21 protein-coding genes and 1 pseudogene are annotated in these 24,823 nt (G+C 71.7%); 14 read left to right on the forward strand and 8 right to left on the reverse strand.

The genetic code is table 11. From position 1 onward, the window contains the following. Positions 1 to 8: 8 nt before the first annotated feature. From tehA to ACO1BU_RS16740, 4 genes are all read right to left on the reverse strand, one after another. Positions 9 to 1,100, reverse strand: a complete 1,092-nt coding sequence (gene tehA, locus ACO1BU_RS16725) for a dicarboxylate transporter/tellurite-resistance protein TehA (RefSeq protein ID WP_424137101.1) — start codon at positions 1,098 to 1,100, stop codon at positions 9 to 11. A gap of 7 nt (positions 1,101 to 1,107) precedes the next feature. Then, positions 1,108 to 1,836 (reverse strand): cysteine hydrolase family protein, encoded by a 729-nt coding sequence (locus tag ACO1BU_RS16730; RefSeq protein ID WP_424137102.1) that lies wholly within the window; start codon positions 1,834 to 1,836, stop codon positions 1,108 to 1,110. Between the two features lie 102 nt (positions 1,837 to 1,938). Continuing rightward, a complete protein-coding gene (locus ACO1BU_RS16735) occupies positions 1,939 to 2,658 on the reverse strand; it encodes a hypothetical protein (protein WP_424137103.1) in 720 nt (239 codons plus the stop codon). An 83-nt stretch (positions 2,659 to 2,741) separates the two neighbouring features. Continuing rightward, positions 2,742 to 3,140, reverse strand: coding sequence for a tautomerase family protein (locus ACO1BU_RS16740; RefSeq protein WP_424137104.1), 399 nt, complete (start codon positions 3,138 to 3,140; stop codon positions 2,742 to 2,744). A 213-nt stretch (positions 3,141 to 3,353) separates the two neighbouring features. On the opposite strand from ACO1BU_RS16740, the gene ACO1BU_RS16745 reads away from it, so the two are divergent. The 9 genes and pseudogenes from ACO1BU_RS16745 to ACO1BU_RS16785 all read left to right on the forward strand — a co-directional run bounded on the left by ACO1BU_RS16745 (position 3,354) and on the right by ACO1BU_RS16785 (position 15,152). Then, positions 3,354 to 3,620: a hypothetical protein gene (locus tag ACO1BU_RS16745; protein ID WP_424137105.1), complete on the forward strand. Its 267-nt coding sequence runs from the start codon at positions 3,354 to 3,356 to the stop codon at positions 3,618 to 3,620. Between the two features lie 16 nt (positions 3,621 to 3,636). After that, positions 3,637 to 4,536 (forward strand): annotated as a pseudogene (locus tag ACO1BU_RS16750) (serine hydrolase domain-containing protein); the annotation flags it as partial. Between the two features lie 123 nt (positions 4,537 to 4,659). Continuing rightward, complete coding sequence (locus tag ACO1BU_RS16755) at positions 4,660 to 4,974, forward strand: DUF302 domain-containing protein (RefSeq protein WP_424137140.1); 315 nt, start codon at positions 4,660 to 4,662, stop codon at positions 4,972 to 4,974. A gap of 12 nt (positions 4,975 to 4,986) precedes the next feature. Continuing rightward, positions 4,987 to 5,739 (forward strand): thiosulfate dehydrogenase, encoded by a 753-nt coding sequence (gene tetH / locus ACO1BU_RS16760; RefSeq protein WP_424137106.1) that lies wholly within the window; start codon positions 4,987 to 4,989, stop codon positions 5,737 to 5,739. 257 nt (positions 5,740 to 5,996) lie between these two features. Further along, the gene (locus ACO1BU_RS16765; protein WP_424137107.1) at positions 5,997 to 6,521 is read left to right on the forward strand and encodes a fasciclin domain-containing protein; all 525 of its coding nucleotides are present in this window, start codon (positions 5,997 to 5,999) and stop codon (positions 6,519 to 6,521) included. Between the two features lie 306 nt (positions 6,522 to 6,827). Next, entirely contained in the window at positions 6,828 to 8,087 is a 1,260-nt protein-coding gene (locus tag ACO1BU_RS16770) for an MFS transporter (protein WP_424137108.1), read from the forward strand. Positions 8,088 to 8,094: 7 nt separating this feature from the next. Beyond that, the gene (locus tag ACO1BU_RS16775; RefSeq protein WP_424137109.1) at positions 8,095 to 10,962 is read left to right on the forward strand and encodes an ATP-binding protein; all 2,868 of its coding nucleotides are present in this window, start codon (positions 8,095 to 8,097) and stop codon (positions 10,960 to 10,962) included. 126 nt (positions 10,963 to 11,088) lie between these two features. Continuing rightward, the gene (locus ACO1BU_RS16780; protein ID WP_424137110.1) at positions 11,089 to 12,342 is read left to right on the forward strand and encodes an MFS transporter; all 1,254 of its coding nucleotides are present in this window, start codon (positions 11,089 to 11,091) and stop codon (positions 12,340 to 12,342) included. 20 nt (positions 12,343 to 12,362) lie between these two features. Continuing rightward, positions 12,363 to 15,152, forward strand: coding sequence for an ATP-binding protein (locus tag ACO1BU_RS16785; protein ID WP_424137111.1), 2,790 nt, complete (start codon positions 12,363 to 12,365; stop codon positions 15,150 to 15,152). Here ACO1BU_RS16785 and ACO1BU_RS16790 read toward each other — a convergent pair. The 3 genes from ACO1BU_RS16790 to ACO1BU_RS16800 form a co-directional block, all read right to left on the reverse strand. Then, the gene (locus ACO1BU_RS16790) at positions 15,149 to 16,120 is read right to left on the reverse strand and encodes a tripartite tricarboxylate transporter substrate binding protein (RefSeq protein ID WP_424137112.1); all 972 of its coding nucleotides are present in this window, start codon (positions 16,118 to 16,120) and stop codon (positions 15,149 to 15,151) included. The genes ACO1BU_RS16785 and ACO1BU_RS16790 overlap by 4 nt on opposite strands. A 26-nt stretch (positions 16,121 to 16,146) precedes the next feature. After that, positions 16,147 to 18,909, reverse strand: coding sequence for an ATP-binding protein (locus ACO1BU_RS16795; protein ID WP_424137113.1), 2,763 nt, complete (start codon positions 18,907 to 18,909; stop codon positions 16,147 to 16,149). 125 nt (positions 18,910 to 19,034) lie between these two features. Then, positions 19,035 to 19,334, reverse strand: a complete 300-nt coding sequence (locus ACO1BU_RS16800; RefSeq protein WP_424137141.1) for an ATP-binding protein — start codon at positions 19,332 to 19,334, stop codon at positions 19,035 to 19,037. 25 nt (positions 19,335 to 19,359) lie between these two features. Between ACO1BU_RS16800 and ACO1BU_RS16805 the strand changes: the two genes are divergently transcribed. After that, positions 19,360 to 19,791 carry a hypothetical protein gene (locus tag ACO1BU_RS16805; protein WP_424137114.1) on the forward strand — a complete coding sequence of 144 codons (432 nt, stop codon included), beginning with the start codon at positions 19,360 to 19,362 and terminating at the stop codon, positions 19,789 to 19,791. Positions 19,792 to 19,865: 74 nt separating this feature from the next. Here ACO1BU_RS16805 and ACO1BU_RS16810 read toward each other — a convergent pair whose 3' ends face one another. Further along, a complete protein-coding gene (locus tag ACO1BU_RS16810) occupies positions 19,866 to 20,474 on the reverse strand; it encodes a helix-turn-helix domain-containing protein (protein ID WP_424137115.1) in 609 nt (202 codons plus the stop codon). A 302-nt stretch (positions 20,475 to 20,776) separates the two neighbouring features. Here ACO1BU_RS16810 and ACO1BU_RS16815 point away from each other — a divergent pair, with 302 nt between their 5' ends. The 4 genes from ACO1BU_RS16815 (at position 20,777) to ACO1BU_RS16830 (ending at position 24,773) form a co-directional block, all read left to right on the forward strand. Continuing rightward, positions 20,777 to 21,229 (forward strand): (2Fe-2S)-binding protein, encoded by a 453-nt coding sequence (locus tag ACO1BU_RS16815; protein ID WP_424137116.1) that lies wholly within the window; start codon positions 20,777 to 20,779, stop codon positions 21,227 to 21,229. Between the two features lie 13 nt (positions 21,230 to 21,242). Further along, on the forward strand, positions 21,243 to 23,453 hold the full coding sequence (locus ACO1BU_RS16820) for a xanthine dehydrogenase family protein molybdopterin-binding subunit (RefSeq protein ID WP_424137117.1): 2,211 nt from the start codon (positions 21,243 to 21,245) through the stop codon (positions 23,451 to 23,453). Further along, positions 23,453 to 23,818: a c-type cytochrome gene (locus tag ACO1BU_RS16825; protein ID WP_424137118.1), complete on the forward strand. Its 366-nt coding sequence runs from the start codon at positions 23,453 to 23,455 to the stop codon at positions 23,816 to 23,818. The genes ACO1BU_RS16820 and ACO1BU_RS16825 overlap by 1 nt, the downstream gene beginning before the upstream one ends. 82 nt (positions 23,819 to 23,900) lie before the next feature. Continuing rightward, a complete protein-coding gene (locus ACO1BU_RS16830; protein WP_424137119.1) occupies positions 23,901 to 24,773 on the forward strand; it encodes an alpha/beta fold hydrolase in 873 nt (290 codons plus the stop codon). The last annotated feature ends 50 nt before the right edge of the window (positions 24,774 to 24,823 follow it).

Consider the following 24,823-nt stretch of genomic DNA (forward strand, 5'->3'; position numbering starts at 1 on the left):
CTTCTCGTTCATGTCGCTTCTCCTGGAGGAGCTGCCGTCCTGCGGCGCGGCTCTTCTGCCTTGTGCGGGCGTGCCGGTCTTGGACGGATCGGCTGCCACGGCCAGGTGGCGGGCGTGCCATCGCCGGTTGGAAAGACCCCCGACAGCGGCCGCCACTCCAGCTTCAGGCTGCCCCGGAACAGCAGGGCCAGCGTGCCGGCCGCCAGCAGCCCGATGGCGATGTTGGAGCCAAGGAAGAGCAGCGGGGCCAGGGTGGCGACCGCACCGGCATCGCCGCGGCCGACCATGATCAGGGCGGAGTTGGCCAGAGCCGTGACGCCGAAGCTGAAGGCCCAGTAGGCGGGGGTGAAGGGCTGTTCCAGGATCCAGGGCAGCAGCCGCAGCAGCAGAAGAGCCTGGAGCAGGCCGTAGCCGAGCAGCGCGTGCGCCACCAAGTCCGGCGGCCCCGCCGTGACGGAGAGATAGCATACCGCGCCGACCACCGGAGGCGCGAGCTGGATGCCAAGTGTGGGCCGCAATGGGGGCGGCATGGCGGGCCCGTGATAGAGGCGGTGGAGCAGCACCGATTCGATCGCCAGCCAGGAGAAAAGCCCGGCCCCGAAGGCGAGCTGTCCCCAATCCGGGTAGCCCAGTGCCGCTGCACCCGTGCCGGTGACGAAGGAGCCCGCCACCGCCGGTAGGTAGAGGATCGCGGTGGTGGCGCCCGCCTCGCGTTCCCCGTGCCAGAGCTGGCCGGAGCGCCAGAGGGCGAAGGCGAGGGTGATGATCGCCCCGGCCGCGTAGAGGAGGAGGCCGGCGGCGTGGGAGAGGGGCAGCAGGGCCGCGGCGACCAGCATGGTCGCCCCCCCGGCCCATCCCCCGCCGCACCACAGCCCCGGGTGGGGGCCCACACCCAGTGCCGCGTCGCGGGCCAGCAGCCATTTCGCCGCGTAGAGAACGACGAGAACGGCCCAGACCAGGCCCCCGAGCGCCAGCAAAACCTCGCCGATGGCGGCGGGCAGGCCCCAGACCCGGTGCGCCAGGCGCCAGCCGCCCCCGAGCCCGACGAGGCCGAGGACGATGCCGAAAAAGGAAGCGGGGACGAGGGGGAGGGATTTCATCGCGGCCTCAGGCGGCGGCCCTGGCGCGGACCTGCGCCAGCCGGTCCACCACCTCATCAGTGTACCAAACGGCGCTGGCGAGCCAGCGGAAGTTGGTCAGTGCCGCGAGGTAGCCATCACCTTCCGGGATCTTGCTCGCGGCGGTGGCGTCGCGCACGACCGCAACCTCAAAGCCCTTCTCGACGAGGTCGCGCAGGTGCGACTCGACGCAGTAGTTCGCGGCCATGCCGGCGAGGATCACCTGGTCGATCCGCCTCTTCCGCAGCTGGAAGACCACGTCGTTCGTCTGCGGCCCGGCGATCTTGTGCGGGGAGCAGACGATCGTCTGCCCGTCCTGGATCAGAGACTTGAACTCCGGCATCCAGTCCGCGCCCGAGCCGTCGAATTCCTCCAGCGAGAGGGGGTCACGGCGGTCAAACATGCGGAGCTTGTGCATCAGCGTCTCGCCGGTGGCGGCGAAGTTCCAGCGGTGATCGAAGGGGTAGTAGTAGTGCGGCGAGATCACCACGGGGATGCCGGCGCGCTTCGATGCCTCGAAGAGTCGGCCAAGGTTCTCCACCGTGCGGTGCTCGGTGATGCTCTCGCCGAAGACGCTCCAAGCGGCGCCGCGCGGGCTCAGGAAGTCGATCTGCGGGTCCGTGACCAGCAGCGCGGTGCGGCTGAGGTCCAGATCCATGCCGACCATTGGCAGGGCGGGGTTCGGCGGGTCTGCATAGGCGGGGTTGCGCGGCTGCATGGCGGGGCCTTCGGTGCGGGGTTGGGGAGCAAAGCCTGCGCCCGTGGCGGGCGGCGCCTCTTGGACCGTTGTGCGAGGTTGTGCCGCCCGTCCCCTTCCGCTTCAGCGCAGTTCGAGCCCCGACAGGTCGATGGAGACGACCAGCGGCTCGGGCGCCGCACGGCCGTCCTCTCCGCGCGGGAAGATACGGCGCCTCGTCGGGAAGGCGATGCCCGACACCTGCGTGTAGGAGTCGACGTAGTGGGCACCCGGCGTTCCCCCGGCGATCTCGACGTCGTAGTCGTGCCTGCGCAGAAGGCCGTTGCCGTCGACGTAGAGGGTCTGGACCGTGCTGTGGGTCGCGATGCCGGGAGGGAAGCGCAGCCGCAGCCTCCGCCAAATCGCGCCATCCTCCTCCCAGGGGCTCACCTCCTCGCTCTCCACCCCCGGCCAGGCCAGGAGGAAGGGGGTGTTGAGGTAGGTCCACATCGCGCACCCCGCGAAGTAGGCCAGCTGCAGCTCCGTCCAGGGCGTCATCAGATCATGCCCGGCAAAGCTGCGCCGAGGCTCCCGCAGCTCCTCCAGCACGGTGCCGTCCGTCGCCTCCAGCGCGACCCGGCCGGGCTCGAACCGGCTCCGCCGCCCGTCCCCACCGAAGGGTGCATGGCTCGCCCACTCCTCCCGCAGCCCGGCGGTAACGCGCGTGCGCTCCAGCGTGCGCGGGTGGCCCTTGATTGCCCAGAGGGCGCCGCCTTGGACGAGGTCGGCCGATACGGTGCTGAACGCCTTCCAGCGCTCCAGCCCGCCATGCGCGTCGATCACGCGCTGCGCTAGTGGGTTCATGCGAATTCTCCCGGGGTTGCGTGCCGGGAAGCATGGGCGCTGCGGGCATCCCTGGCTTGGCGCCATGGGTTGCGGCGGTGGACTCAGTGCGACACGCGCTGCATCGCCGCGCGGTCGGCGTTCGTCAGGCCACCGAAGCCCCAGGCACCGCCCTCCAGCTCCAGGATCTCGACATAGGCCATTTCGCCGAGGCCGCCTCCCAACACCTCGCACAGCATCGCGTAGGTCGCGCCGACGTAGCGCGCCTTCTCCTCCGCCGTGCTGCCGCCCGCGTTGATCGTGGTCCGCACATGGGCCGCGATGCCGCCCTGCTGCCCCACGATGCTCCAGCCCCGCCACGAGGTTTCCTCGACAAGGACGACGATCCAGTCCGCGCGCTTGCGCATGCTCTCCACCAGAATGCGCCTGGCCTCCTCCTGCAACCGCGCCGTCTGCGCGCCCGTCAGGGCCGTCCCGGCGCACCGGATGTTGATGAACGGCATTCCGCAATCCTCCAGCCCCGCCGCGCTCGCGGCAGGGGTTCCACGGCGGACAGAAATCCGCCCCGCTGCGGGCCGACTTGTCGAAACGTGACCTAACCCGCGCGCGAGCGCTGACGGACTGCAGTTCAAGCGATCGCCGCGATGCATCGCCAGCTTGGGGGCACGAGGCGCCCGCCCAAAGGCGTCTCGTTCCCCCCGAAGAGAGAAATCGCCATGAAGATCGCCCGAGCCGTGCTCACGCTAGCCCTCGCCACCACCGCCCTCTCGCCGATCGGATCGGCCTTCGCGCAGGCGCCGCAGGCCTCCGGCATCCCGATCGTGCGGGGCGAGGCGCGGCTGCAGGATCGCGGCGTCTACATCGACCAGCTGATCGCCGACTTCATCGCCAAGCATCAGCTTCCCGGGCTGACCATGGCAATCGTCCAGGCGCCCTACATCCCTCGCTCCGCCGGGTACGGCAGGACGAGCCTCGACCCATGACGAGCTTGCCTCCACCCGCACGCTGTGGAACGTGGGGCCGATCACCCAGGCCTTCACCGCCGTCGCCGTAATGCAGCTGAAGGAGCGCGGCGCGCTTCGGCTCGAGGACCCGATCGGGAAGCTGGTGGATGATCTGCCGGCAGCTTGGCGCGGGATCACCGTCATGGAGCTGTTGCAGCACGCATCCGGCATCCCCGACTACCGCGAGGCGATGGATGCCGGCCGCCGCTACGCGCCGCGCGACCTCATCGGCCTCGTCGCCGGAAAACCGATGCTGTTCGGGCACGGCACGGAGGCGCGGCTGAGCGCGACGAACTCCACACTTCTCGCCATGGCCGTCGAGCGCGCTGGCGGCATGAGCTACCAAGAGTTCGTCCGCAAGAACCAGATCGAGGTGGAGGGACTGACGGCGACGATGTACGCCAGCGACTTCGCGGAGAGGGCGGCGGTGGACCGGCCGGTGCCGACGCCGGCACACGACAACCAGCACTCCCGCTTCAAGTCGGACGCGCGCTACATCAACCCGGTGGAGCCGGCGACCGGCTACCAGCTCGTGAACGGGCGCATGGTTGCCGTGACGCCGGAGAGCTCCGCCAACCTGTTCGGCTTCGGCGACCTCTGGTCCTCGGCCGAGGACATCAGCAAGTGGGACATTGGCCTGGCCGGTTCCACCCTCATCCGCGAGGCGACGAACCGCGACGTGATCTACAAGCCCACGCGGCTGGCGAACGGCATGGTGGTGCCCGCCATGGCCGGCTGGGAATTCACGCACCACCCCGGCTTCATGGAGGTGAAGGGCAACTCCCCCGGTTTCAGTTCCTACCTCAGCCGCTTCACGGAATCGGCCGAGCTGGTCTGCGTGACCCTGCTGACGAACAAGGAAGGCGTGGACCTGACGGTGCTCGCGCGCCAGATCGCGGCCGCCTACAAGGACGACCTCGGCCCGGTGTTCGCCAACCGCAGCCTCGTCGCGCAGGAGAGCAAGTTCGGCGCGGCCGAAACGGTCGCGCGGATCCAGGCCGGGCTCGCTGCCGCCAAGGTGCCGGTCTTCGCCACGGTCGACCACGCGGCCAATGCGCGCGGCGTGGGCGAGACGCTGCGGCCGACCACCGTCATCACCTTCGGCAATCCCCGGGTCGGCACCCGGCTGATGCAGGACGATCAGACGGTGGGCCTGGACCTTCCACTGCGCGTGCTGGTGTGGGAGGACGCGATGGGGCGCACCTGGATCGGTTACCCGGATCTGGAGGCACTGGCCAGTCGCTACGGCATTAACGACCCCGCCACCGTCGCAGCGATGAGCAAGGCGGTGGAGGCCGTCGTCGATCGCGCCGCCAACGTCTATTCCTACTGAGCGGGGGCAGCGATGAACCTGTCACGACGCCTGGCGCTGCTCGGGGCCGGCGGTGCGGTGGCCCTGACGGCGGTGGCCCCGGCCACCGCGGCCGGGCCGGATGGCCCGGCGCTCGCCGCGCTCTCACGCCGGCTCGCCAATGCGCCCCGCCGGCGCGGCTTCGCGGCGGTCCCCCTCGTAGTGGACCGGCCGGAGCTCTGGGACCATGAGGCCTCGGCGATCCTGTTGGACTATCCCGGCGGGCCGAAGCAGGTGTGGGAGTGCACCGACATCGCCGCCGCCTGGCCGAACCTCATGCGCGAGGCCATCAACGGCCAGGTCTTCGCGCATGGCCATCCCGACTTCCTGGCGGTGGCCGCGGTCCACGGCACCGCACACTTGGCGCTATTAAGCCAGGCGATGTGGGACAAGTACGGGCTGGCCGCGAACACGCACGGCAGCCTCACCCGGAACGAGATGGTCGTCGAGCGGCCCGGCGTCTCGCCGGAGGACGACATCCAGAGGCTGGACGGCTTCTACGGCCCGGGAAACAACAACATCGTCTCCCTGCAACGACGCGGCGCCGTGTTCGTGGCCTGCCATGATTCCATTCACGCCATCGCCCGGGGCATCTACGCCGCGCGGGGGGCGGAGGCTGGGGCGGCCGATGAGGTCGCGGCCGAGCTGACGAACAATCTCATCCCGGGCACGGTCCTCGTGCCAAGTGTCGTCGCCTATCTGGCGGAGGCGCAGCGGGCTGGCTTCACCTACGCTAAGGCCTCATGAACTTCCTTCAAGACGGGCGCTGATCTTCGAACCCCTCCACCCCTCGCGTTCGTGCGGGGGTGGAACTCATGCTGACCACCCCACTCCGCGGTCCAGCGCATCCTTCCCAGCACCAGCACCAGCACCAGCACGGCGCAGGCGGACAACTAGAGCCCGCTGCTTCAAGAGCCGGCTGGTTCGGCACCCCAAAACACCTCTCGTCCGCGCCGCCCTTCCGACCCGCCGGACGAACGGAACACCAGGAAAGGTACCCCAGCATGGATCTTCTCCGCACACTCGCCCTTGCCACCATCGCGGGTGGCCTTCTCTCTTCCGCCGTGCCGGTGGATGCCGCCTCGCCGCGCCTGCACAGCTGCGTCGACACGCTGGCGGCCAATCCGAGTTATCGCTCCTTCTTCAATGCAATGGAGCGCGTGGGTGGCACGACGCGCTTCGTGCAGAGTCAGCCCATCACCATCTTTGCGCTGAACAATGCTGAGGTGGAGAAGGTGCCGCCGGCCGTTCGGAATCTCTTCTTTTCCGTCGGGCCGGAGGATGGTGCTCCGCAAGGCGTGTGGCCCGTGGTCGATCAACTGGTGATCGAGGGCCTGCATCCTGTTGCCGAGATGAAAATCGGGCAGGAATTCTACACCCTGGACGACGCGACCGTGCAGGTGGTGGGCAGCACCAAGGGGCGGCCGATCTTGCGCATCGGCGGCTACGACATGGCCGTGGTCAGCGCCGACCAGCCCTGCAGCAACGGGCTGGTCCAGGGCGTCGCCTACGTGGCGCGCAACCGCTAGGCCGACAGACTCCCCGGGGCGCAAGCCCCGGCTTGGCTGCACCGCCATCCCGGCTTCCATACCGCCCCCCACGGCGGGATGGCGTGCGGCGGCCCCGCCCTGGCCCTCTCCCCCGGCCGGCGCGGGGCCGCATTTCTTTCACTGACGCGGGTTGAGGGCCCGCCGCACTCCCCGTGGAGCACATCCAGACAAGACGGTGCATGATCCCCCGGTCAAGGCTACGGGCACTCCGCTCCCGGTTCGAGGCGGGGATGCGGTGCCCCTGGGCTGCCGCGCAGCGCCGTGAGGGACGAGGAGCCGCCAACGATGGACGCCGCGCCGGGAGAGAACCCCCCCTCCGCTCTGGCGGAATTCCGCCGCAGCTGGCCGGTGCTGCTGGCCGCTCTGCTCGGCTCCGCCACCGGCATCAGCGTGCTGCCCTTCTACACCCTGGGCACCTTCATCGGCCCGCTGCAGGCAGAGTTCGGATGGGGCCGGGGCGCGATCGCCACCTCCTACCTCTACACCACCCTCGTGCTCGCCGCAGTGGCGCCGCTGCTAGGAATGCTGGCGGACCGCTTGGGGGTACGGCGCGTCTCGCTCGCCGCCATCCCGCTCTTTGCGCTGAGTCTCTTCCTCCTCGGAGCCTTCCAGGGCTCGCTGTTTCAGTTTCAGCTCGCCTTCGGCCTCATGGGGCTGTTGGGCGCGGGCGCGACGCCCGTGAACTACACCCGCGCGGTGAACGCGGCCTTCCACCGCGCCCGGGGAACGGCGCTCGGCATTTCGCTGGCCGGCATCGGTGTCGCCGCCATGGCGCTGCCGGTCCTCCTCTCCTCGATCAACGGCGCCTATGGGTGGCGGGCGGGCTATCTTGCGCTCGCCCTGCTGGCGCTACTGCCCTGGCCCTTTGTTCTCCTCTCCTTCCCCAGGCATCACGCCGCCACGGGCGCGCGTGGCCAGGCTGCGGCGGCAACGGCGCTGGGCAGTGGTACCTACTGGGCCATGGTGCTCGCCTTCACCGCCGTCGCCGTCGCCGTCTCGGCGCTGATCGTCCACATGGTGCCGCTGTTGCGCGACACGGGGCTGGATGCGATGGGGGCGGCGCGTATCGCCTCGCTGGTCGGCGTCGGCGTGCTCGCCGGCCGCCTTGTCGCGGGCTATCTTGTCGATCGCCTCTTCGCGCCGCACGTGGCTGCGCTGTTCTTCGCCGGCGCGGCGGGGGGCTGCCTGCTGCTGGCACTCGGCGGTGTCGGCCTGGCGCCCGTGGCGGCTCTTGCCATCGGCCTTTCCCTGGGCGCGGAAGTGGACTTCATGGCCTTCCTCACGGCCCGCTACTTCGGCCTGGCGCGCTACGCCACGAATTACGGCATCCTCTACGCCCTCTTCGTCCTGGGCGGCGCCGTAGGCCCCTTCCTGGCGGGGATAAGCTTCGACACGGTGGGCAACTACGTGGCCGTGATCTGGGGCGTGATCGCGCTGCTGCTGGCGGCCGCGGCGATCATGGCCCGGCTGCCGCGCTTCGCCGACGGCGCGGCGGAGCAGCCCCTGGTATCCGAGGCGACGGGCGCCCATCGCTTCGCCGGATAGGGGCGGGATGCAGCATCTCCTCGGCACGGTGGGGGAGGCCCGCCTTGCGGCGCCGGAAACGATCGGCTTCGGCCCCTTCCGCCTGAACCTCGTCGCACGGCGCCTGACGCGGGAGGGAAGGGCGGTGCCGCTCGGCGGCCGCGCCCTCGGCCTCCTTCTCCTCCTGGTAGAGCGCGCAGGCGAGGTCGTCAGTAAGGAGGAGTTGCTGGAGCGCGCCTGGGGCAGCGTGCACGTGGAGGAGGAGAACCTCCGCGTCCACATCCACGCGTTGCGCAAGGCGCTCGGCGACAGCGAGGCCCAGCGCTACGTCGTCAACATCCCCGGGCGCGGCTACAGCTTCGTGGCCCCGGTCGGCCCGGGCGCCACGGCCCTGCCGGCGGCGGAGGCGCCCCGCCCCGCCCCGGCCGCGCCGCCCTCCGGGCTGCGCCCGCCGCCCCAGCGACGCACGGCCGTACTGGGCCGGGAGGAGCAGGTCGCGGAACTCGCGGAGGCGCTGCTCCGGCACCGGCTGATCTCCGTCGTCGGGCCGGGCGGCATCGGCAAGACCACCGCCGCCCTCGCGGTCGCCGGTGCGCTGGCCGACCGCTTCCCCGGTGCCGTCGCCTTCGTGGACCTCGGGCCGCTGCGCGAGGAGCGTATGGTGCAGAGCGCGGTCGCCACCGCCCTCAACCTTCCCATCCGATCCGAGGACGAGACCGGCAACATCCTCGCCGCGCTGCAGGAAGCGCCCGTCCTCCTGATCCTCGACAATTGCGAGCACGTGCTGGACGGGGTGGCGACGCTTGCGGAGGCGATCCACGAGCGCGCCCCGCGGGCCTGCATCCTGGCGACGACGAGGGAGCCGCTCTGCATCTCGGCGGAGCGTGTGCACCGCCTGCCGCCCCTTGCTTGCCCGCCGGAGGGCGGGGATCGGACGGCGGAGGAGGTCGCCACTTATCCCGCAGCCGCCCTCTTCGTGGAGCGCGCCGCCGCCGGCGCCGCCGGCTTCGCGCTGACGGACGAGAACGCCCCGGTCGTGGCCGAGATCTGCCGCCGCCTGGACGGGCTGGCCCTGGCAATCGAGCTGGCGGCGGGCCGGATCGACTCCTTTGGTGTGAAGGGATTGGCAGCGGGGCTGGACCAGCGCTTCCAGATGCTCAGCCGCGGCCGTCGGACGGCACTGCCGCGCCAGCAGACACTGCGCTTGGCGCTGGACTGGAGCTACGACCTCCTCGCTGAGGAAGAGAAGGTGGTGCTGCGCCGCCTGAGCCTCTTCGCCGGCTCCTTCACGCTGGATGCGGCGGAGGCCGTGGTTTGCGGCGACGACATCCCCCCGGACGACTTCACCGACCACCTCGCCCGCCTCGTCCTGGCGTCCCTCGTCTCCGCCGACCTCGCCTCCGGCACGGTGCGCTACCACCTTCTGGAGACCACGCGCGTCTACGCACTGGAGCGCCTGGCGGAGCACGGGGAGCGCGCCTTCTTCGCGCGGCGCCACGCCCTACATTTCCTGAACGTACTGCAGCGCTTCGTGCGGGAGCGCCCGGCCGAGACCCTGCTTCCCTTCCGGCCGGACCTGGACAACATCCGCGCCGCCCTGGCCTGGGCCTTCTCCGGGGAGGGCGACCTCTCCATAGCCATGCCGCTCTCGGTCGCGGCGGCCTTCCTCTTCATCGACCTGTCGCTCCTGGCTGAGTGCGTCCGCTGGACCGGCCTCGCCCTGGAGCGCCTGCCGGATGAGGAGCGCGGCACGGCGCGCGAGATGGAGCTCCGCACGGGCTTCGCCATGCCCCTCCTCTTCACCCGCGGCAATCTGGAGGAGGTCCGGCTGGCGCTGGAGCGCGCGCTGGGCCTGGCGGAGGAGCTGGGCGCGGTGGCCCACCAAGCCCGCATCCTGGACGGCCTCTTCACCTACCACCTCCGCGGCGGCCACTTCCGCGCAATGTTCGACACGGCACGGCGCGCCGAGGCGCTGACCAGCGGCCTCGCCCTGCCGAATTACGGCGGCTCCGACTGGATGATGGGCGTCTCTCTCTACTTCGCGGGGAACCTGCCGGAGACGCGCCGCTACCTGGTGCGTGCGATGGCTACGCTGCCCCGCAAGCGGCCGGTGGACGTGCTGCGCGTCGGCGTGGACGGGCGGGTGAACGCCGGCAACGCCCTGGCCCGCGCCCTGTGGATGCAGGGCATGGCCGATCAGGCGCGGGAAGTGGCGGCCCGTAACGTGGAGGAGACGGAGGCGCTGGGCGATCCCGTCACCCTCGCCGTCGCGCTGATGTGGACCCTGCCGATCGCCCTCTGGACCGGCGAGGTGGAGGTGGCGGAGCGCCGGCTGGCGCGGCTGGAGGAATGCACCGCGCGCGGCGGCCTCTCCCCCTCCCGCCTCGTGGGGCAGGCGCATCGCGGCGCGGTCCTCACCCATCGCGGCCGGCCGGAGGAGGGCATTCCCCTGCTTGAGGAAAGCCTCGCCGCCCTGCGCGGCATCAACAGCCGCCTGCTGGAGGTGGTGCTGATGATCCACCTCTCCGAGGCCTACGCGGCCGCCGGCCGGCATGGGAAGGCGCTGGCAACGGTGGAAGCCGCCATCCTCCGCTCCCATGACACGGCCGAACTGGTGAACCTGCCGCACCTGCTGCACCTCCGCGCCCTCTACGCCTGGTACGGGCACCGTGATCCTGCGCGGCTGGTGACGGGGCTGGAGGAGGCGCTGGTCTGCGCCCGGGCCAATGGCGCGCTGGCCTATGAGCTGCGGATCCTAATGAGCATGGCGCGGCTGCGGGGGGATGAGGCAGCCCGGGCCCGCGCACTGGAGGCGCTGCACGCGGCCTATGCCCGCTTCGAGGAGGGCTTCGACACGCCCGACCTGCGGGAGGCCGGGCGCCTGCTGGAGGGCTAGGTCCGGGATTGAAGGATCGTCCCGCCTCGCCGCGGGGCAGTCCTGCAAGCTCCGGCCGCGCTCTGGCTGCAGCCTGTCGGTCCCCGGCCGCGCGGTCGCGGCGCGGGTGGAAGTCAGGAATTCGCCATGCCGCCGGACGCGAACACGCCGAGCCACTACGTGGGCGACCTCGCCCCGCCCGCGCCGCGTCCCTCCGGCATGACGCCCGTGCTCTGGCTTGCGCTCGGCACCTTCGCCATCGGGACCGAGAGCTTCATGATCGCGCCGCTGCTGCCGGACATGGCCGCCGACCTCGAGGTGAGCCTCGGCGCCGTCGGGCTGCTCGTCACGGCCTTCACCCTGACCTACGCGCTGACCTCCCCGGTGCTGACGATGCTCACCGGGCGGCTGGACCGGCGCCGGCTGCTGGCGCTCTCCATGGCCGTCTTCGCCGCGGCCAATGTGGTGGCGGCGCTCTCCTCTCACTATCTCGGCCTGCTAGGCGCGCGCGTGCTCCTCGCCCTGGCCGCCGGACTCTACACGCCCAATGCGAGCGCGCTCGCCGGAACCCTCGTGCCGCCGGCCCTGCGCGGGCGCGCCCTGGCGGTCGTCAACGGCGGCACCACGGTCGCCATCGCGCTCGGCGTGCCCATTGGGTCGGTGGTCGGGCACGGGCTCGGCTGGCGCATGACCTTCGTCGCGGTCGGGGCAATCGCCGCGCTGGCGGTGGCCGGCGTGCTGGTGGGCCTGTCGCGCGGGCTGGGCGCCGGGGCGCGTGCGGCCGGGATCGGGGAGCGGCTGGCGGTGCTGCGGCGCCCGGCGATCGGGCCGAGCCTGCTGGTAACGCTGTTCTGGGCGATGGGCGCCTACACCGTTTACACCTACCTAGCGCCGATCGCCGGGGCGACGACCGACCTGCCGGCCGCCTGGGTTCCCGCCCTCGTCCTCCTCTGGGGTGTCTCGGCCGGCATCGGCCTGGTGCTGGGCGGGCTGGGGAACGACCGTCTGGGCGCGGACGCGGTGGTGCTGCCCAGCCTCGCCGTGCTCGCCGCTGCTTTCGCCATCCTCTCGGCCTGCGCCGTCTGGCTGAGCCCTTCGGCCGCCACCCTGCCGGTGATCCTGGTGGTCATCTTTTGGGGCATGTCCGTCTGGTCCTTCTTCCCTGCGCAGCAGGCGAAGCTGATCCGGCTGGCGGGGGCGGAGGCGGCCCCGGTGGTGCTCTCCCTCAACGCATCCTCCATGTTCCTGGGCTTCTCCGTCGGCGCGGCGCTCGGCGGCGCCACCCTGGCGCGGGCCTCGGCCGGGGCCATCGGCTGGGCCGGGGCGGGATGCGAGTGCGTTGCCCTCCTGCTCGCGCTATGCATTCTCCCGCGCGGCCCGGCGCACCGCCCGACCGCGTGACCATGCGGAGTGACTGACGCTTGACGGCGGCCGACGAGCCTCTCGCCTTCGGCGACTTCCTGTTCCACCCGTCCGCCCGGACGCTGCTGCTGAACGGCACGCCGGTGGCACTGGGCGGGCCGGCGCGCAGCCTTCTCGCGGCCCTCCTTGCGGAGCCCGGCCATGTCGTCGGCGCCGCCGCGCTGATGGACAGCGCCTGGCCCGGCGGCGCGCGGGGCGAAGCGAACCTGCGCGTGCAGATGACGGCGCTGCGCAAGGCGCTGGCGACGGTGCCGGAGGGCCAGGGGGCGATCCTTAACATCCCCGGCCGCGGCTATCAGTTCACCCTACCCGTGCGCCGCCTCTCCGCCCCACCCGTGCTGGCGGGCCTGCCGGACGAGGAGTCCGGCCGCCCGCCGCCGCTGCTGACGCGGCTGATTGGACGGGAAAGGGAGCTGGCGCTACTGGCGGAGCGGCTGGAGGACCGGCGGCTGGTGACGCTGGCCGGCATCGGCGGCATCGGCAAGACGAGCCTCGCCCTGGCTGCCGCCGGGGCCTGGGCGACCCGGCACGGAAGGCGCCTGCGCTTCCTCGACCTCACCGCCCTTTCGGATCCCGCGCTGCTGCCGGCGGCGGTGGGCGGGGCGCTCGGCCTGGGCACGCCGGGGCTGGACCCGATAGAGGAGATCGGCTCCGCACTGCGGGGCGAGACGATGCTGATCCTGGACAGCGCGGAGCACCTGGCCGAGGCCACCGCGCGGCTTGCCGAGCGGCTGTTGAAACGCAGCCCGGCGCTGCGCCTGCTGGTGACCAGCCGGGAGCCGCTAGGCGCCGCGGGCGAGTGGCTGCACCGGCTTGCGCCCCTGGAGGTGCCGCCGGAGACGGAACCGCGTGACGCGGCGGAGGTGATGGCCTACCCCGCCGCCCAGCTCTTCGTGGAGCGCGCCTCGGCCCGGCTGGGCGGATTCAGCCCGAAGGACGCCGATGCCGCCGGGCTGGCCCTGCTCTGCCGGAAGCTGGACGGGCTACCACTCGCCATTACGCTCGCGGCGTCGCGCATCGACATGTTCGGCATCGCCGGGCTGGCAGCAGGGATGGCGGACCTGCTGGCCTCCCCGGCTCCTTCACGCCGCAGCACGCCGGGGCGGCACCGGACCATGCGGGCAACGCTGGACTGGAGCCACGAGGCCCTTTCGCCCGCCGACCAGTGCCTGCTGCGGCGCCTGTCCGTCTTTCGCGGCCCGTTTTCCATCGCATCCGCCCTCACCGTGATGGGGGAGGACCTTTCCTTCGACGCCGGCCGCGCGCTCCTTCGCCTGGAGACGAAGTCGCTGCTGCACCGTTTGGAGGGCGGGGAGGGTGATGAAGGGCCGTTGCGGCGGCTGCTGGCGACGACACGGGCCTATGCCGCCGAGAAGCTGGAGGCCAGCGGCGAGGCCCCAGCCCTGCTCCGCCTCCACGCCCTGCACGTGCTGGAGAGGGTGGGCGCGGCCGAGGCGGCGCGCCCGAGCATGTCCCCCGCCGCTTGGCGAATGGCCCATGCCGGGCTGGCGGACGACCTGCGCGCCGCGGTGGACTGGGCTTTCGCGCCGGAGGGAGAGGTGGAGATCGGCCTGAGCCTCCTCGCCGGCTCCGGCCCGCTCTGGCTGGGCCTGAATCTCGCGGCCGAGTACCGCCACCGCCTGGAGCTGGCCCTCTCGCGCCTCGCCGCTTCCGGCCAGGGGGAGACCCTGGCCGACCTCCGGCTGCACGTCGCCGCCGGCATGACAATCCTGCGGAACACCGGGGAGGTGGCGTTGGTCGCGGAGCCGCTGCGCCGGGCCATCGAGATCGCCGACCGAATCGGCGAGGGCGGCGCGGCGATCCGCGCCGTCGGCGGGCTGTGGATGGCCTGCATCATGGCGGGCGATGTCGGCGCCGCCGCGCGCCTCTCGGCGGAGATGGACGCCCGCATCCCGCCCGGGACGCCGCCGGATTCCGACCTGCGGCAGGCGCATCACCGAGTGGCCGGGCTGACGCTGCACTATGCCGGCGACCAGCGGAAGGCGCGGCGGCACACCGACTTCGCCATGCGCCATCTGCGGGCGAGGCTGGACACCAGCCCCTACGGCCTGATGATCGACCAGGCCGCCGCGGTGCACGTGCTGGACGCGCGGCTGCTCTGGCTGGACGGTCGCTTCGACAGGGCAAGGGCGGCGGCGGAGGCGGCCCTGACCGCGGCGGAAGCCGCGGAGGACGCGCTCTCGCTCTGCTACGCCCTGACCCAGGCCGGGATACCGATCGCCGTATGGACGGGTGATCCGGCCACGCCGGCACTGGTGGAGCGGCTGGCGGCTACTGCCCGGCGCCACCGTATGCCCTACTGGCACGGGTGGTCGCGATGCTTCGCGAGCCTCTTCGTCCGGCCCGGCGAGGTTCCCGGCCTGCCACGAGAGCTGGAGCTGACGCCCTATCACCTGGAGGTGGTGGCGACGATGAATCCGGCCCTGGCCGACAGCGCCACCATCGCGCGGGCCGAGGCGGGGCAGGCCGCCTGGTGCGCGCCGGAGCTTCTGCGCGCCAAGGCCGAGAACCTTCTTCGCCGCGCCGGAGGCGAGCCCGGGGCCGCACGGGCCGCGGAGCGCGTGCTGCGCGAGGCGCTGGCCTTGGCGGAGCGGCAGGGGCTGCGCGCCTGGACGCTCCGCAGCGCCACCAGCCTTGCCCGCCTCTGGCGCGGCCAGGGAGAGCATGGCCGGGCGGAGGAGCTGCTCGCGCCGGTCCTGGCGGGCTTCAACGAGGGCGGCGACATGCCGGACCTGGTCGCGGCCCGGAGAGTGCTGGAGACGGCCTAGCCGACCGACAGCCCGATCTTCCGGACAAACGGCGACCATGCCGCTGCCTCGGTCCTGATCTTTTCCCCGACCTGCGCCGGGTTTCCGATCAGCGGCGTGATCTGGAGATCGGCCATCCTGGCCTGCAGGGCCGGGGACGCGACCGCGGCGCCGATCGCGGCGCTGAGCCGGGCCGTGACCTCCTCCGGCATGCCGGCCGGGCCAACCACCGCGTACCACACGGGCACCAGCGGGCAGTCCAACCCGGCCTCGCGCAGGGTGGGTATGTCGGGCAGCGTGGGCACTCGCCCCGCCGCCAGCGCCGCGACCGCCACCAACTCCCCGGCGCGCACGGAGGGCAGGCTGCTGCTGACAGGACCGGTCGCGAGGTCGATGGCGCCGGACAGCAGCTCGGGAAGGGGCGAGCGCGTGGGGAAGGGCACGTGGGTCAGGCGGATGCCGGCCACATCGCACAGCATCTCCATCGCCAAGTGGGTCGAGTGCCCGTAGCCTCCACTGGCGAAGGTCAGCGCCTCGGGCCGCGCGCGCGCCTTCTCCAAGAGGTCCGCGATGGTCGCAATGCCGCTGCGCCGGCTGGCAACCAGGAACATCGGGGAGTTTGCGACTAGGCCGATCGCGGTGAAGTCGCGCAGGGGATCATAGGGCGGGTTCGCGTAGAGTGCGGGGTTGTAGGTGAGCACGGAACCGCCGCCGAGCATCAGCACCCCCCCGTCCGGCTGCTGCTGCCTCAGCGCGTTCACCGCGACGATGCCGTTCCCGCCCGGGCGCGGCTCCGCGACCACGGCGCGGCCGAGCTGCCGGCCCATCTCCTCGGCCAGGATGCGCGCGACGAGGTCCGGCTGCGTGCTCGGCGCGCCGGGGACCAGGATGCGGATCGGGCGATCGGATGTCTGAGCCCTCGCCGCCCGGGCGAGGGCCCCGCCGATGGCGGCCGCACCAAGGGTTCGCCGTCCGATTCCGCTTCTCACGCCAGCCTCATCCGAAAGAGTACGCGTCATCCCGCTCGCACGGTCACGGAGGAGAGCGTACGGTGCGCCGCGACGAGGTCGGGCGTATCAAATCCCTCGGTGAAGCGCGACAGCACCGCTTCCAGCGCCCGCACGGAGCCTGCATGGCAGCCGGGGAGCCGGACGCGGCTCATCGCGATCCGCAGCTGCCATGCAAGGGCGCCCTGCCGGTTCGCGATTCTGTCGGCGTGGTCGAGGAGGGCGGCGGCGCTCGCGGGATCCCGTGCCGCCAGCCGCTCTGCCTCCAGGCGGAACACCTCCGGCAGACCCCAGAAGACCTCACCGTTCTCGAACCGCGCGAAGCCCTGCGGGTGGGCGTGGCCAAGGCCGAGCGTCGCGATCAGCTCCACCTGCCCGTTGTTCCAGGGGGTGCCGCGCAGGAAGGCCTCCGCGTCGTCCGGCGCCTCGCCCAGCGCCATCGCCGCGGCACGGCGATAGACTTGGCCGTAGCGCAGCCAGTAGGGGAGCGCGTTGCCGCGGGCGGTGGAGAGCATCAGCTCGGCCGCATCCCGCGCTTCCTCAGGTGTGCCGGTTACGCGGGCGATGAAGCACTGGCCGAGGTTCAGCGTGAAGAGGATGGAGAGGGCGTGGCCGCTCTTTAGCCCCTCCTCAAGGCTGTCCCGCGCGGCCGCCCGCGCCTGGTCGGCGTGACCCTGCAGCCAGAGCACGCGCGAGAGGCCGCCGAGGATGGCGACCCGGTGCTCATATTGGTAACCGCCAAGGACGTTGCCGCCCTGCGGCGGCGGGCGGCTCAGCGCCTGCTCGGCAAGCTCGCGCGCCGGACGGAGGTCGCCAATATGGTGCAGCGACATGGCCAGAATCCGTTCACGCACGTGCAGCGGGTCCTCCTCTGGCGGAGTGCAGGCGCTGAACGCCTCGGCATAGGTCAGGCTCTCGGCGTAGTGGCCGAGGCCGAAGGCGTGTAGCCAAAGCCCCCACAAGCTGCGCCGCTTGGCCGCCACGTCGCCCAGCGCCTCGGCCAGGGAGAGGGCGCGGGAATAGGCGTCGAACACCGCGGGCACTGCGCCGTCCGTGTTGTAGATGGCACTGCCGAGCGTGAGCAGCAGGCCCATCTCAGCCGCCGAATGCTGGCCCGGCACGGCGGCGATGGCGCTCAGTACCCGTGCGGCTTGGCGGCGGAACTCGCCGGCCATGGAGAGCTGGAGGTAGAAAGGGCCTGCGGCGGTGGCGAGCGAGAGGCCGAGCCCGAGGTCGCCCGAGGGCGAGAAGGCCCAGTCCAGCGCCCCGCGCACGTCGTCCAGCAGGCGGCGGTTCGCCGTCTGCCGCTGCTCCGCCTGCAGGGTGCTCGGGGCCGCCAGCTCGGCGAGCCGCGCGAGGACGCGGACCGCGTGGCGGCGGGAGAGCCGCGCGGAAAGCTCCGTGCCGGCCAGTTTGCCCTGTGCATAGTGCCGCATGGTGTCGAGCAGCCGGTACCAGGGCTGGTCACCGCTGAGGTCCGCGACGACGAGGGACTTGTCGATCAGCTCCGCCAGCCCCGCGACGGCCGCGGCGGCGCCGAGGCGTGGCCCGGCCACCGCCTCGTCCTCGCGATCCGCGGTCACCACACCCACGGCTTCCAGCGAGAAGGCGCCGCAGAAGATGCCCAGCCGGTCCAGCAGCGCGCGCTCCGGCGGTGGCAGCAGGCCGTAGCTCCAGTCCAGCGTCGCGGTCAGCGTGCGATGGCGCGGCTGGGCGGGCCCCGATCCTTCCAATGGGGTGGAGAGCGCCTCGTCGAGATGCGCTAGGAGCGCGGAGAGGCCCAGCCCACCCAGCCGGGCGGCGGCCAACTCGATAGCGAGCGGCAGCCCGTCCAACGCGCGGCAGAGCCGGGCCGCGAGCGGCGCCTCGGCCTCCGACAGGACGAAAGGCGGATCGTTGCTCGCCGCGCGCTCCATGAGGAGGCGCATGGCCGGAAGGCGCATTGCGGCCGCCGGATCGTGTTCCGCCATGCCGGCTGGCGGCAGCCCCAGCGGTTGCAGGCGATAGAGGTGCTCGCCCTCTGCGCGCAGCGGCTCCCGGCTGGTGACGAGGATGCACAGCGCAGGCGCACCGGCCTGCAGCTCCTCCACCAGCACGGCGGCCGCGTCCACCACGTGCTCGCAATTGTCGAGAACCAGGAGCAGCGCGCGGTCGCGCAGCGCGGCCGCCAGCTCCGCGGCGGAATCGGCGTCCGCCAAGCGCAGCCCGAGCACCGCGGCCACGCGGTTGGTGAGGAGCGAGGCGTCGTGCAACGGCGCGACATCCACGAAGTGGACGCCCTGCGGAAAGCGCCCGGCGACGGCCTGTGCCGCGGCGAGGGCCAGACTGGTCTTGCCGATGCCGCCGGGGCCGATGATGGTGGTGAGCCGATGGCGGGCGAGGGATTTGGAGAGATGCGCGAGCGCGTCATCGCGCCCCAGCAGCGCCACGGCCGCGCCGGGCAGCGATCTGCCCGCCTCCTCGCTGCACCGGCGCACCGGCGTGGAGAGCGCGTAGCCCGCGCCGGGATGGTTGACGATGCCGTGGCCTTCCCCGAGCACCTTGCGGAGCCCGGAGACGTGGACACGGATGTTCGCGTCCTCCACGAAGATCCCCGGCCAGACGCGGGCCATGATCTCCGCGTTGCCGACCGTCTCCGGCGCGCGCTCCGCCAGCAGGGCGAGGATCGCCAGGGCCCGCGCGCCGAGCGCCAGCGGGTGGCCGCTCTTCGTCAGGAGCTGCTGTGCGGGATCAAGCCGGAAGGGGCCGAAGGCGAAACTCTCTCGTGCCATGCCGCCGCGGTCCTCCGACCTCGGCAGAAACGGCAGGCCGCCCCCGCGCGAGGTCATCACTCGATCAGGTCAGCGGCAATTAACACCCAGGCGAAGGCGGTGGCAAACGGTTACGGGTGGGGCGGCTAGTCCACTTGCCGGCAGGGAAGCGCCACCGTCACTGAGGTGCCGTGGCCGGGATTGCTTTCAAGCCAGGCGTCACCGCCATTCCGCTTTGCGAATTCCCGAACGGCGAAAAGCCCAATCCCTGACCCGGCAGCGCCCTTCGTCGTGAAGTAGCGATCAAAGGCACGCACCCGCACAGCTTCCGGCATGCCGCAGCCGCTGTCGGCGACAGAAATGGCAACCACGCTGTGGAAGGGCCAGGACGGCGTGGGCGCCGGCACGACCTCGCTGCGGATGGTCAGGGTGCCCGCGCCGGGCATGGCGTCCCGTGCGTTCGCGGCGAGGTTGAGCAGCACCTGCTCCAGCTCGTGCGGGCAGCACTCCACCACCAGGGGGGTCGTCTCGCAACTCCTGCCGCAGCTCAATCCGGCCGCCCAGGATCCAGCGCAGCATCGGCATGGAGCCGCGAAGCGCCGCGCCGAGCTCGAAGCGCGTCGCCGTGCCCCGGCTGGCCGTGCCGTAGGAGAGCAGGCGCCGCGAGAGGAAGGCGGCGCGCTGGGCGGCCGAGAGCCCCTGGGCGAAGAGGCCCTTCACTTCCTGCGCCGGCACCGTGCCCAGCTGTCCCTCGATCACGCGCAGCGCGCTGACAACCACCTGGAGGAGATTGTTGAAATCGTGCGCCGCCGCGGCCGCCATCTCGCCGAGCGCGGCAAGGCGCTGCAAGTCGCCGTGCAGCACGTCCCGCTCCCGCCCTTGCGCGGCGCGGAGCATGGGTGAGTCGATCAACGGAATCTCCTGTATCGGCCGATCGGGATGCGAGGACGGCAGGGTGAGGACCCACATGGCCCGCCTTAGCCCACTGCCAGCGCGGCGTTCCCGTCCACGATCCCGCGGGACGGCGTGCTGCCGCGCCCGACCTGCGCGCGCCGGCGCCAAGCGCTCGGCGTCATCCCTGCGTGGCGGCGGAAGAGCCGGGAGAGGTGCGCCTGATCCGACAGACCGCAGGCCACCGCGATCTGCGCCAGCGGCTCGTCGCCTTGCTGCATCATCGCCTTCGCGCGGGCGATGCGCCTATCCATGACGTAGGCATGCGGCGAGCAGTTGAAGGAGGCGCTGAAGGCCCGGGAGAAGAAGCTGCGGCTCAGCCGTGCCGCGGCGGCCATCTCGACCACGGACAGGCTCTCGTGCATCCGCTCCTCCACCAAGTCGCGCACCCGCTTCTGCTGCCACGGTGCCAGCCCCGCGCAGGCGCGGCGTGGCGCGGGGAGCGGCCGCGGCTCCGGCTCGGCGCACAGCATCGCCGAGACCAGGGCGTTGGCCCGCATCAGCACGGATTGCAGCGCCCGCACATCGGCGGCGGCGTGGTTCTCCGGCGCCTCCAGCAGCGCGGCCAGTCGCTCGATGTGGCTGGCGGGGATGAGGTGACCGGCTGCGGCCGGGTTGGCGAAGCTCGTCTGCATGGGGGCGGCCCTTTCCTGCCCGGGCCCGCCCCCCGCCGTCCTCGGCGCGGTGCGACCCGTGCCGGCCTCATGCCCCCGGCGCCGCAGGGGGCGTGAGTAAAGCGGTGTTAAAAGTCTTGTCCCCCCATTTTTGCACCCGCTTTTTCGGCCCGCCTCGGTGTGGGAAGGCCGCCGCGCGCTGAAGGAAGCGAAAACGACAAGTCCACCTGGGGACACGAGCATAGGGTCCGGCCCTCATCGTCGCATCCCGCCCGCGCGCCCCCCACAGCGCAGGGCGCCGAAGCACCGCCCCAGGAGGCCGCATGATCGAGCTGACCATCAACGGCACGACCCGCCAAGTCGATGTCGAGGGCGACACGCCGCTCCTCTGGGTGCTGCGCGACACGCTCGGCATGACCGGCACGAAGTACGGCTGCGGCATCGCCCAGTGCGGCGCCTGCTCCGTGCTGCTGGACGGGCAGGCCACGCGCTCTTGTGTCACGCCCGTGGAGAGCGCGGTGGGCGCGCAGATCACCACCATCGAGGCGATCGAGACGCTGCCGGTGGGCAAGAAGGTGGTGGCGGCCTGGGTGGGCGGGCAGGTGCCGCAATGCGGCTATTGCCAGTCCGGCCAGGTGATCGCCGCCACCGCGCTGCTGCAGCAGACGCCGAAGCCCACGGACGACGACATTGCCGCCGCGATGACCAATCTCTGCCGCTGCGGCACCTACAACAACATCGCGGATGCCGTCCGCCACGCCGCCTCGGCGGTCTGAGGAGAGAACGGAAATGGATGGCATGATCCCGCCCTTCGCACGCGGCACTGCACAGCCGCCGCGGCTCTCCCGGCGCGGCCTGGCTGTGGGGCTTGGCGCGCTGGTTCTCGGGGCCTCGCTGCCCCGGCGCATGGCCCGCGCACAGGGCGCCGCCGCGCCGCCGCCGGGCACACGCCTCAGCGCCTTCCTGGAGATCCATCCGGACGGGCGCTTCCGACTCCTCTCGCCATTCGTGGAAGGCGGACAGGGCATCGCCACGACGATGGCGCAGCTCATGGGGGAAGAGCTGGACGTCGATCCCGCGCGCTTCGAGGTGGAGTGTGCCCCGCCGGGGTCGGACTATGCGGTGGTGGACGGGATGCGGATGACGGGCGGGTCCTCCTCCACCCGCTCCTCCCACGAGATCATGCGCCGGCTCGGCGCCACGGCACGCGACATGCTGATCCGCGCCGCCGCCGCGCGCTGGAAGGTGAGGCCCGAGCAGTTGACGACCGAGAACGGGCAGGTACTGCATAGGCAAAGTGGTCGCCGCCTGACCTATGCGGCGCTGGCCGGCGAGGCGATGGCGCTGGCACCGGCCGAGAACCCGCGGCTGCGCGACCCGAAGACGTTTCGCTACATCGGCAAGCCCGTGGCAAGGCTGGACGTGCGCGACAAGTCCACGGGCCGCGCCGCCTACAGCATCGACAAGCGCGTGGACGGCATGCTGCAGGCAGCCGTGCAGCACGCGCCGCGCATCGGGGCAGAGGCGGGCGACTTCCAGAACGAGGATGAGGTCCGCGCTATGCCCGGCGTTCACTCTATCCATCGGCTGAAGGACGCGGTGGCGGTTGTCGCCAATAGCTGGTGGCGGGCCCGCCGCGCGGTGGAAAGCCTGAAGGTCGAGTGGAAGCCCGGCACGGGCGGGATGCCGGAGGATTTCTCCTCCTCCGGCATGCTGGCCGCGCTGAAGGCCGAGCGCGGCGCCGGCGCCGTGGCGGAGAGCAAGGGCGACCCCGAGGCGGCGCTGCGCGGCGCGGCCAAGGTAATCGAGGCGGAGTACGACGCGCCCTATCTCTCCCACGCGCAGCTCGAGCCACCCTCCGCCCTGGCGCGCTTCAACCCGGATGGCACGCTGGACCTGTGGCTGCCGAACCAGATGCCGGAGCTGTTCCAGGGGGCCGCCGCGCAGGTGGCGGGGCTGAAGCCGGAGCAGGTGAAGCTGCACTCGCCGATGCTCGGCGGCTTCTTCGGCCGCCACTTCCTCTACGACTTCGCCAACCCGTTCCAGCAGGCCATCCAACTCGCCAAGGCGGTGAACCGCCCGGTAAAGGTGATCTGGAGCCGCGAGGAGGAGTTCGCGCGCGACGCCGTGCGGCCGATGGGCTTCACGCGCTTCAAGGCCGGACTGGATGCGAACGGCATGCCGGTGGCGCTGCAGGGCACCGTGGTCGGAGAGGGGCCGATTGGCCGCTACTTCGGCGCGGCGATGGGAAACCCGCCCGTGGATCCGTCGATGGTCGAGGGTATCGTGGAGCGGCCCTACGCCATTCCCAACAAGCGCATCGACTGCGTGAAGCACCCGCAGCCCGCGGTGATCGCCTTCTGGCGCTCCGTCGGGCACTCCATGAACGAGTTCTTCTACGAATCCTTCCTGGACGAAATCGCTGCGGGCGGGGGGAAGGACCCCTACGCGCTGCGGATGGAGCTGTTGAAGGACAGCCCGCGCCAGCGTGACCTGCTGCGGACCGTGGGTGACCTCTCCGGCGGCTGGAAGCGCGGCCCCTACGAGGCCGAGGGCGGACGGCGCGCGCGGGGCGTTGCCCTGGCCAGCGCCTTTAACACGGAGGTGGCGACGATCGCTGAGGTCTCCATCGCGGAGGGCGAGGTGCAGGTCCACGAGGTCTGGGTGGCCATCGACCCGGGTTCGGTCGTGAACCCGGCCATCATCACCAACCAGGTGCAGTCGGCTGTGGCGCTCGGCCTTTCCTCCTCCCTGCTGGAGGAGGTGGTCTACGAGAGGGGCGCGCCGCAGGCCCGCAACTTCGACACCTACCCCATCCTGAACCGCGCGCGGATGCCGCGTGTGCACGTGCGCATCATCGAGAGCGGCGCGCCCATGGGGGGCATCGGCGAGCCCGGCCTGCCGGGGGTGCCCCCCGCCGTCGCCAACGCGGTCGCGGCCCTCACTGGCCAGCGCGTCCGCAGCCTCCCCTTCTCCAAGACCCGCTTCGGAGCCGTTTGATGCGCCCACTCCTCCTGGCACTGGCTCTCGTCGCCTTGTCGGCGCCGGCCTTCGCCGCTGATGCTGATAAGGGCAAGACCCTGTTCCAGCGGCAATGCGCTGTCTGCCACCAGGTGGCGCAGCCCCGTAACGGCGTGGGGCCGCACCTGCAGGGGGTGGTGGGGCGTGCCGCTGCCTCCGTGCAGGGCTTCGGCTACTCGCCCGCGCTGAAGGGCGCCAGTATCCAGTGGTCCCCGGAGGAACTGGAGGCCTACCTCGCCAACCCCACGGGCAAGGTGCCGGGCACGCGGATGGCGGTGCGCGTGGCGAGCGAGTCCGACCGGGCCGACATTGTCGCCTTCCTGCAGGGCAGCGCCTCGCCCTGATGATCCCATCTCCAACCGGCCCTGCCGCCATCGGCCGGCGACGACGCCTGTGACCCCGGCACGGGCCAACAAGGGAGAAAGCATGCCGCGCCGCAACAGAGCGGACAGGCTGGGAGCCGTTTCCGCCGTCAACCGGCGCGTGGAGGCCGGCGGACGGCAACTCACCTACCGGTCCATCGGGGAGGGCACGCCCCTGCTGCTCTGCAGCCGCTTCCGCGGCACGATGGACAGCTGGGATCCGGCCTTCCTCGATGCGCTGGCGGGCTACGGAATCCGGGTGATCGTCTTCGACCCCAGCGGCATCGGCCTCTCGACCGGGGAGCGCAGCTACAACCCGCTGGAGATGGTGGAGGATCTGCGCGACCTGGCCGGGGCGCTCGACCTTGGGCCTGTCGCGGTGGGCGGTTGGTCGCTCGGCGGCATGGTCGCCCAGGCAGCGCTGGCCCGCATCCCCGGCCTGCTCAGCCACGTGGTGCTGATCGGCACCGCCCCGCCGGGCCCGTGCGCGCGCCCAGCGGAGCAGCTCTACTACGACATCGCTACCATGCCCCGGTGCAGCCTGGAGGACGAGGCAGTCCTGTTCTTCGGGGACCGATCCGGGAAGGGGCTGGACGCGGCACGGCGATCGGCCGAGCGGCTGGCGCTGCGCGAGGCTGGCCGCAGCGCCGAGGTACCCTGGGAATGGGCGGCCGCACAACTCGGTGACGCGCCGCGCCAGCCCCTTTTTCCATCGGACGCGGTCCTGGCCGCGCTCCGCAGTACCAGCATCCCGGTCCTGCACGTTGGTGGGGGCAACGACATCGGCCACCCCGTGGAGAACTGGTACGCGCTGAGCCGGCAACTGCCGACGCTGCAGGTCATCACCTTCTCCACCACCGGCAACGCGCCGCACCACCACTACCCTGAATCCGTGGCCGCCCACCTGGCCGTGTTCCTGCGCGGCGGGGGCGGATAGCGCCGCCCCGGGGCGGTGCCGCGAGGCGAATCATCCACGACACGCCGCGC

This window comes from Roseomonas chloroacetimidivorans (assembly GCF_049629625.1).
Lineage (GTDB): Bacteria > Pseudomonadota > Alphaproteobacteria > Acetobacterales > Acetobacteraceae > Roseomonas > Roseomonas chloroacetimidivorans.

Bases quoted from the DNA above. Each gene is read 5' to 3' on its own strand.
- tehA (WP_424137101.1), bottom strand. From the start codon at position 1,100: ATGAAATCCCTCCCCCTCGTCCCCGCTTCCTTTTTCGGCATCGTCCTC.
- ACO1BU_RS16730 (WP_424137102.1), bottom strand. From the start codon at position 1,836: ATGCAGCCGCGCAACCCCGCCTATGCAGACCCGCCGAACCCCGCCCTG.
- ACO1BU_RS16735 (WP_424137103.1), bottom strand. From the start codon at position 2,658: ATGAACCCACTAGCGCAGCGCGTGATCGACGCGCATGGCGGGCTGGAG.
- ACO1BU_RS16740 (WP_424137104.1), bottom strand. From the start codon at position 3,140: ATGCCGTTCATCAACATCCGGTGCGCCGGGACGGCCCTGACGGGCGCG.
- ACO1BU_RS16745 (WP_424137105.1), top strand. From the start codon at position 3,354: ATGAAGATCGCCCGAGCCGTGCTCACGCTAGCCCTCGCCACCACCGCC.
- tetH (WP_424137106.1), top strand. From the start codon at position 4,987: ATGAACCTGTCACGACGCCTGGCGCTGCTCGGGGCCGGCGGTGCGGTG.
- ACO1BU_RS16765 (WP_424137107.1), top strand. From the start codon at position 5,997: ATGGATCTTCTCCGCACACTCGCCCTTGCCACCATCGCGGGTGGCCTT.
- ACO1BU_RS16770 (WP_424137108.1), top strand. From the start codon at position 6,828: ATGGACGCCGCGCCGGGAGAGAACCCCCCCTCCGCTCTGGCGGAATTC.
- ACO1BU_RS16775 (WP_424137109.1), top strand. From the start codon at position 8,095: ATGCAGCATCTCCTCGGCACGGTGGGGGAGGCCCGCCTTGCGGCGCCG.
- ACO1BU_RS16780 (WP_424137110.1), top strand. From the start codon at position 11,089: ATGCCGCCGGACGCGAACACGCCGAGCCACTACGTGGGCGACCTCGCC.
- ACO1BU_RS16795 (WP_424137113.1), bottom strand. From the start codon at position 18,909: ATGGCACGAGAGAGTTTCGCCTTCGGCCCCTTCCGGCTTGATCCCGCA.
- ACO1BU_RS16800 (WP_424137141.1), bottom strand. From the start codon at position 19,334: ATGCCCGGCGCGGGCACCCTGACCATCCGCAGCGAGGTCGTGCCGGCG.
- ACO1BU_RS16810 (WP_424137115.1), bottom strand. From the start codon at position 20,474: ATGCAGACGAGCTTCGCCAACCCGGCCGCAGCCGGTCACCTCATCCCC.
- ACO1BU_RS16815 (WP_424137116.1), top strand. From the start codon at position 20,777: ATGATCGAGCTGACCATCAACGGCACGACCCGCCAAGTCGATGTCGAG.
- ACO1BU_RS16820 (WP_424137117.1), top strand. From the start codon at position 21,243: ATGGATGGCATGATCCCGCCCTTCGCACGCGGCACTGCACAGCCGCCG.
- ACO1BU_RS16825 (WP_424137118.1), top strand. From the start codon at position 23,453: ATGCGCCCACTCCTCCTGGCACTGGCTCTCGTCGCCTTGTCGGCGCCG.
- ACO1BU_RS16830 (WP_424137119.1), top strand. From the start codon at position 23,901: ATGCCGCGCCGCAACAGAGCGGACAGGCTGGGAGCCGTTTCCGCCGTC.